This window comes from Cupriavidus sp. DL-D2 (genome assembly GCF_039710735.1).
Taxonomy (GTDB): Bacteria; Pseudomonadota; Gammaproteobacteria; order Burkholderiales; family Burkholderiaceae; genus Cupriavidus.
The window spans coordinates 44,921-51,311 of record NZ_JBDKXK010000032.1 but is presented as its reverse complement, the minus strand read 5'-3'; the positions used below and the strand labels follow the sequence as shown (position 1 = coordinate 51,311).

General features: G+C 66.0%; 5 protein-coding genes. 2 read left to right on the top strand and 3 right to left on the bottom strand.

What is annotated here, in order from left to right; genetic code table 11:
• The first annotated feature begins 73 nt into the window (after positions 1-73).
• Positions 74-964: a polysaccharide deacetylase family protein gene (locus ABDB81_RS18120; protein ID WP_346812642.1), complete on the top strand. Its 891-nt coding sequence runs from the start codon at positions 74-76 to the stop codon at positions 962-964.
• A 90-nt stretch (positions 965-1,054) separates the two neighbouring features.
• Here ABDB81_RS18120 and ABDB81_RS18115 read toward each other — a convergent pair whose 3' ends face one another.
• Genes ABDB81_RS18115 through ABDB81_RS18105 form a run of 3 tightly spaced genes read right to left on the bottom strand, consistent with a single transcriptional unit; the run spans position 1,055 to position 5,668 of the window.
• Positions 1,055-3,448 (bottom strand): heavy metal translocating P-type ATPase, encoded by a 2,394-nt coding sequence (locus tag ABDB81_RS18115; RefSeq protein WP_346812639.1) that lies wholly within the window; start codon positions 3,446-3,448, stop codon positions 1,055-1,057.
• Between the two features lie 56 nt (positions 3,449-3,504).
• The gene (locus ABDB81_RS18110; RefSeq protein WP_171020491.1) at positions 3,505-4,980 is read right to left on the bottom strand and encodes a heavy metal sensor histidine kinase; all 1,476 of its coding nucleotides are present in this window, start codon (positions 4,978-4,980) and stop codon (positions 3,505-3,507) included.
• 10 nt (positions 4,981-4,990) lie between these two features.
• Complete coding sequence (locus ABDB81_RS18105; protein WP_137927531.1) at positions 4,991-5,668, bottom strand: heavy metal response regulator transcription factor; 678 nt, start codon at positions 5,666-5,668, stop codon at positions 4,991-4,993.
• Positions 5,669-5,900: 232 nt separating this feature from the next.
• On the opposite strand from ABDB81_RS18105, the gene ABDB81_RS18100 reads away from it, so the two are divergent.
• Positions 5,901-6,365: a hypothetical protein gene (locus tag ABDB81_RS18100; protein WP_160473887.1), complete on the top strand. Its 465-nt coding sequence runs from the start codon at positions 5,901-5,903 to the stop codon at positions 6,363-6,365.
• Positions 6,366-6,391 lie beyond the last annotated feature (26 nt).

Genomic DNA, 6,391 nt, shown 5'->3' with positions numbered 1-6,391 from the left:
GCGCCGGATCTTCGAAGCGTATCGCGACAAGGTGGTGGAAGCGCGCACGCTGGTCGACGGCAACTGATCCGGCATGGCTCGCATTGCCCTGAAGGTGGACGTCGACACGCTGCGTGGCACGCGTGAAGGCGTCCCGGCGCTGCTATCGATGCTGTCGGCCGTGCAGGCCGACGCCACGTTCCTGTTCAGCCTTGGCCCGGACCACACGGGCTGGGCGCTGCGCCGCGTGTTCCGGCCGGGTTTTCTGAAGAAGGTGTCGCGTACGTCCGTGGTGTCCAACTACGGGCTGCGCACGCTGATGAATGGCGTGCTACTGCCCGGTCCGGACATTGGCCGCAAAGCCGCTGCGGAAATGCGCTCGGCAGCGGCAGCCGGTCACGAGTGTGGCATCCACACCTGGGACCACGTCTACTGGCAAGACAACGTGCGCAGCCGCGACGCCGCCTGGACGCGCCGCCAGATGCAGCAATCGTTCGACCGCTTCATCGACATCTTCGGCGCCCCGCCTCCTACGCACGGTGCCGCCGGCTGGCAGATGAACGACGAGGCGTTCCGGCAGATCGATGACTGGGGCATGACCTACGCGTCCGATGGCCGTGGCACGGCGCCGTACATCCCGACCGTGGATGGCAAACCCTGCAAGCATGTGCAGATGCCTACCACGCTCCCCACGCTCGATGAATTGATCGGCGTGGACGATCTGACGGAAGAGAACGCCCACCACGCCGTGCTCAAACTGAGCGAAGGCGACGACGATCATATCTTCACGCTGCACACGGAAATCGAAGGCGGCAAGCTGGCACCGGTTTTCAAGCGGCTGCTGGCCGGATGGCGTGCGCAGGGGCACGAACTGGTGTCGATGGGTACGTACTACCAGCACATCGACCGGAGCCACCTGCCGCAGTTGCCGGTGACGTGGGGAGAGATTCCGGGGCGGAGCGGTGAATTGATTGTGCAGCCGTAGGGCTGACTGTTCCGACTGGGTTATTCCCCTCTCCCGCATGCGGGAGAGGGGAATTAAACAGGCGGAAGGGGAGCCAGCCAGTGGGGATTTCTAAACCGTCTCTTTCCGCGTCAACCGCAACCCATTAAACACCACCAGCAAACTCGCGCCCATATCTGCGAACACGGCCATCCACATCGTGCCCATGCCCATCACCGTCAGGGCAAGGAAGATGGCCTTGATACCGAGTGCCAGCGCGATGTTCTGTTTCAGGATCGACGAAGTTCGGCGCGACAGCAGCACGAACGCGGGAATCTTGCGCAGGTCGTCATCCATCAACGCCACGTCGGCCGTTTCGATCGCGGTATCGGTGCCTGCCGCACCCATCGCAAAGCCGATATCGGCACGCGCAAGCGCCGGGGCATCGTTGATGCCGTCGCCCACCATGCCCACCTTTTCACCACGGCCATGTGCCTGGGTGGCGAGCGCCGCCAGCGCATCGGCCTTGTCCTGCGGTAACTGATTGCCGCGCGCTTCATCGATCCCCACGGCACGCCCAATGGCCTGCGCCGTATGCGGGTTGTCGCCCGACAGCATCAGCGTCCTGACGCCCAGTGCATGCAGTTGCTCGATGGCCTGACGGCTGGTCTCTCTCACGGTATCGGCCACGCCGAACAGCGCCAGCGCTCGTGCCCCGCCATCGGGCGACACAGATGCCAACATGACGATGGTCCTGCCTTGCCGCTCGATGGCTTCGAGTCGAGCTTCGAGCGCAGGAGAGCAGGCGCCCAGGTCGTGGATCATGCGATGGTTGCCCAGGCGGTAAGCGATACCGTCCACGGTGCCGCGCACGCCCTGCCCCGCCACCGCCTCGAAATCCTGCACCTCGAAGCCGGCCACGCCGTCGGCCTCGGCCGCAATGGCCACCGCGCGCGAGACCGGGTGGTCCGAGCGTGCCGCGAGACTGGCCGCGATGGCGCGCGCCTGCGGCACATCGTCCACCAGCATCGCCATATCGGTCTGGGCAGGCTTGCCATGCGTGAGCGTGCCAGTCTTGTCGAGCGCGAGCCATGTCAGCCGATGGCCCTGCTCCAGATAGACACCGCCCTTGACCAGAATGCCCTTGCGCGCGGCGGCCGCCAGCCCGCTGACGATGGTCACGGGCGTGGAAATCACCAGCGCGCACGGACAGGCGATCACCAGCAGCACCAGCGCCTTGTAGATCCAGGCCAGCCACGGCTCGCCCATCCACAGTGGCGGCACCACCGCCACGCCAAGCGCGATGGCGAACACGACCGGCGTATAGATCTTCGCGAACTGGTCCACGAATCGCTGCGTCGGGGCGCGGCTGCCCTGTGCGGCTTCCACGGCATGGATGATGCGCGAGAGCGTGGAATCATCGGCTGGCGCCGTCACCGTATATTCGAGTTCGCCGGACTGGTTGATTGAGCCGGCGAACAGCGGATCGCCCGGCACCTTGTCCACCGGCACACTTTCGCCCGTGATGGGCGCCTGATCGAGCGCCGACTGCCCACGGGTAACGCGGCCATCTAGCGCCACACGTTCGCCGGGGCGCAGCCGCACGGTGGCGCCCACGCCAACCTCGGCCGCCCTGACGCCGAGCCAGCTACCATCCGGCTGCAACACTGTCGCCTGCTCCGGCGTCATCGCCAGCAGGCCGCGCACGGCGTTGCGCGCACGGTCGAGCGACGCGGCCTCGATACGCTCGGCCAATGCAAACAGCGCCATCACCATGGCCGCCTCGGGCCACTGGCCGATCAGCATCGCCCCAGTCACAGCGATGCTCATCAACGCATTGATATTCAGGTTGCCATTGCGGACGGCGATCCAGCCCTTGCGATAGACACCGAGCCCCGCGATCAGCACCGTGGCCAGCGCAAGCGCTGCGGGCAGATACGGCGTGGCAATCCCGAACCATTCGGCCAGCTCGGCGCCCAGCGCTGCCACGCCGGCCAGCGCCAGCGGCCACCAGGGCTTGGCCGGCTCCGCAACGGCAGCGGCTGCGCGGTCGTGGCTCAGCGGCTCGGCCTTCATGCCGAGCGAAGCAATGGCCTGCACGAACCGATCTGCCGACGGCAGCGTGTGATGGACGGTCAGCACGCGCTGCATCAGGTTGAAATCCAGCGCCGCCACGCCATCCATCCCGCCCAGCTTGCCGCGGATCAGCGTCTCCTCGGTGGGGCAATCCATGGCCTCGATGCGGAATGCTGACGACCGCGTGCCGGGCGGCGCTGCCACCGCCGGGGCCGAGACTGTCGTTGACGCGCAACCTCCACCGCTGCAGCAACTATCGATGGCTGGCGCGTGGGCATGGGGATGACCGTGGTCGTGGTGGTGCCCGTGGTCATGCCTGGCGTCGTGGGAATGGTCGTGCGGATCAGCCGCTGCGGGCGGGGCCGCAGCAGCATGAGAGTGTCCTGAGCAGCACGCGTCAGCCTTCTGCGGCGGCAGGGGCGAAGCGTGGTCTGGGGTGGAGCGGGCCATGACGGAATCCTCGAAGCATCTTGCCTGCCATTGAAGACCCTGTAGCCACTCCAGGGTCAAGCCCGGGCCAGGCGTGCTTCGCCGGACTCAGGCAACCCGGCGAGATCGGGAAACGCGAGTTCGAACCGGGTGTCGTCCTCGACGCTTTGCACCGACACGCTGCCACCATGCAGACGCATGATCGTGTCGACGATAGCCAGCCCGAGGCCCGTGGAGCTTGCCGAATTACGGCGCGACGGGTCGGCGCGATAGAAACGCCCGAACAGTTGTGGCAGCGCCTCGGCGTCGATTGCCGGCCCGCCGTTGGCAACCGTGATGGCCGTCCAGCCCGCCTTGGGCCGCGAGACCACCATCCGCACCGTGCTGCCGGTAGGCGCGTGGCGCACCGCGTTGTCCAGCAGGTTGATAATGGCGCGCCGCAGCAGGGTCTGGTCGGCCATCACCGTCGCCACGCCGGACACCGCCAGCGTGAGATTGCGGTCGGCGGCCACGGCCTCGAAATACTCGGCCACCTTGTCCAGCTCGGCGCGCGCGTCCAGCGAGCGGGCGCCGAGCGCCACCTGTGCGTTGTCCGCGCGCGCCAGGAACAGCATGTTCTCGATCATGCGCGACAAGCGCTCGTACTCTTCCAGGTTCGATTCGAGCACGGCCTCGTACTCGGCAGGCGTGCGGCGCTGGGCAAGCGCCACTTGCGTGGTGCCAACAAGGTTGCTGATGGGCGTGCGGAAGTCGTGCGCGAGATCGGCCGAAAATTGAGACAGCCGCGTAAAGCTGTCCTGCAGACGCGCCAGCATGGCATTGAGCGCACCAGCCAGCTCACGCAGTTCCTCGGGCGCGCCGCCGACGTCGAGCCGCGTTGCCAGCCGGCTCGTCGTCACGGCAGCGGCATCGCTGGCCATGCGGCGCAGCATCCGCAAGCCCCGTCGGGCCAGCAGGAAACCCAGTGCGGCTGCCACGATGGCCCCGCACAGTACCGCGCCGAGCAACTCGCTCCGATACTCGCGCATCAACGCCACGCGGTAACCCGCATCACTGAGCACGATGATTTCGACGGTACGGTCGGTATTGCCGATCTGTCCCAGCGCCGCCATGCCCCGGGATGGCACGCCATTGCGCGGATGCCAGGTTTCCAGATGGGATTTATCGGGAGCCGTGGCGGCAGGCAGCACACGCAGCGGTGGCAGCGTCTCGTTATGGGGATTGAGCGTCATCAGCGGTTCGCCGTCACGCGTGCGCACAACGAGGATCAGGCCCTCATGGCCCATCGCGATATCGGCAAACCGATGGGTATCGGTGCGAATCTCCATCTCGTCGGTTACTTCGCGCAGCAAGTGCCGCACGAGCAGGACTTCTCCGACCAGTTCGCTCTCGTCGCGGGATTGCAGCTGGTTACCGAGGGCGGTAGCGAGATAGGTAGCCACGCCGACGAGAATCGCGGCCGTGGTCAGGCCATAGGCCAACGCCAGCCGCGTGGTCAGCGAGGCCGGCATCCAGGCGTCGATGGCGCGGCGCAGGCGCAGCAGGCGCTTCATGCCTTGCTGCTCATGCTTCGTCCGATTCGTCCAGCACGTACCCCATGCCGCGCCGCGTGTGGATCAGCTTGTTCGGAAACGGATCGTCCACCTTGGCACGCAGGCGTCGGATCGAGACATCCACCACATTGGTATTGCTGTCGAAGTTCATGTCCCACACCTGCGACGCAATCAGCGAGCGGGACAGCACCTCGCCCCGGCGACGCGCCAGCAGTTGCAGCAGCGCGAATTCCTTCGACGTCAGGTCGATCTTCTGGCCCGCTCGCGTGACGCGGCGCCGGATGGTGTCGATCTGCAGGTCCGCCACTTCCATGAACTCGCTTTCGCGCAGCGGGCCGCGTCGCAGGATGGTGCGGATGCGTGCCACGAGTTCCGCGAATGCGAAGGGCTTGACCATGTAGTCGTCCGCCCCGAGTTCCAGACCCTTGAGCCGGTCCGACAACTCGTCGCGAGCCGTCAGGCACAGGACCGGGGTGTCCTTGTCGCGGCGGAGTTCGCGCAGTACCTGCCAGCCGTCCATGCCGGGCAGCATCACATCGAGCACGATCAGGTCGTAGTGCTGTTCGCGTGCGTGGGCCAGACCGTCCACGCCGTCGCGGGCCAGGTCGGCCACAAAGCCGGACTCGGTCAACCCCTTGAGCAGATAGTCACCCGCCTTGGGTTCGTCTTCGACAATCAGGATGCGCATGGTCTTTCACTTCGCGCGTCCGGCAGCAATGCCGGCGCACCATCTATCGGTTTATTGCAGAACCCCGACACTATCCGAGGTTGGCCGTAATTGGGCGATCATTGCACGATTGTCATCATATTTGCGCAAATTCTGATCGACAAACAAAGTACAATGCGCGCTTGCCCTGATCCCGGGCACCCATCCATTCTCGCCCCAATGCCTGCGCCCTGCAGGTCGCCTTACGGTTTCGATGAAACGCCTGCTGTCTTGCTTCCTGTTGTGTTTTGCCATGTTCGCGCTGCCCGTGCAGGGTGCCGTGGCGGCAGTCATGATGGTTTGCAGCGCGACCGAAGCCGCAGGGTTATCGATGCCCGAGCGACACGCCGCGATCAAGGCCGTGGCGGAAGCCGAGATTGGCCAGGACATCCATGCGCATTGCCACGAGGGCAACGCGAGCATGGACGACGCCGGCACCCCGGCTCGGCACGATATGTCGGCGCCCGCGGACATGTCGGCGCCCTCCACCGATCACACGTCTCACCATGCCGGCGTTTGCAGCGCCTGTGCCGCCTGCGCGGCCAGCGTCATGCTGTTGCCGGAAATCCCCCTCGTAGCGCTGCAGCACCATCGCCACGCGCTGCCGCTGGCTATCTTCACCAGCTTCGCCAGCCACGCCTCCCAGCCCGCAGACCGGCCGCCCGCGCGCCACTGCTGACACCCGAGGTGCGTCCATCGCACCCC

Bases quoted from the DNA above. Each gene is read 5' to 3' on its own strand.
- ABDB81_RS18120 (WP_346812642.1), top strand. From the start codon at position 74: ATGGCTCGCATTGCCCTGAAGGTGGACGTCGACACGCTGCGTGGCACG.
- ABDB81_RS18115 (WP_346812639.1), bottom strand. From the start codon at position 3,448: ATGGCCCGCTCCACCCCAGACCACGCTTCGCCCCTGCCGCCGCAGAAG.
- ABDB81_RS18110 (WP_171020491.1), bottom strand. From the start codon at position 4,980: ATGAAGCGCCTGCTGCGCCTGCGCCGCGCCATCGACGCCTGGATGCCG.
- ABDB81_RS18105 (WP_137927531.1), bottom strand. From the start codon at position 5,668: ATGCGCATCCTGATTGTCGAAGACGAACCCAAGGCGGGTGACTATCTG.
- ABDB81_RS18100 (WP_160473887.1), top strand. From the start codon at position 5,901: ATGAAACGCCTGCTGTCTTGCTTCCTGTTGTGTTTTGCCATGTTCGCG.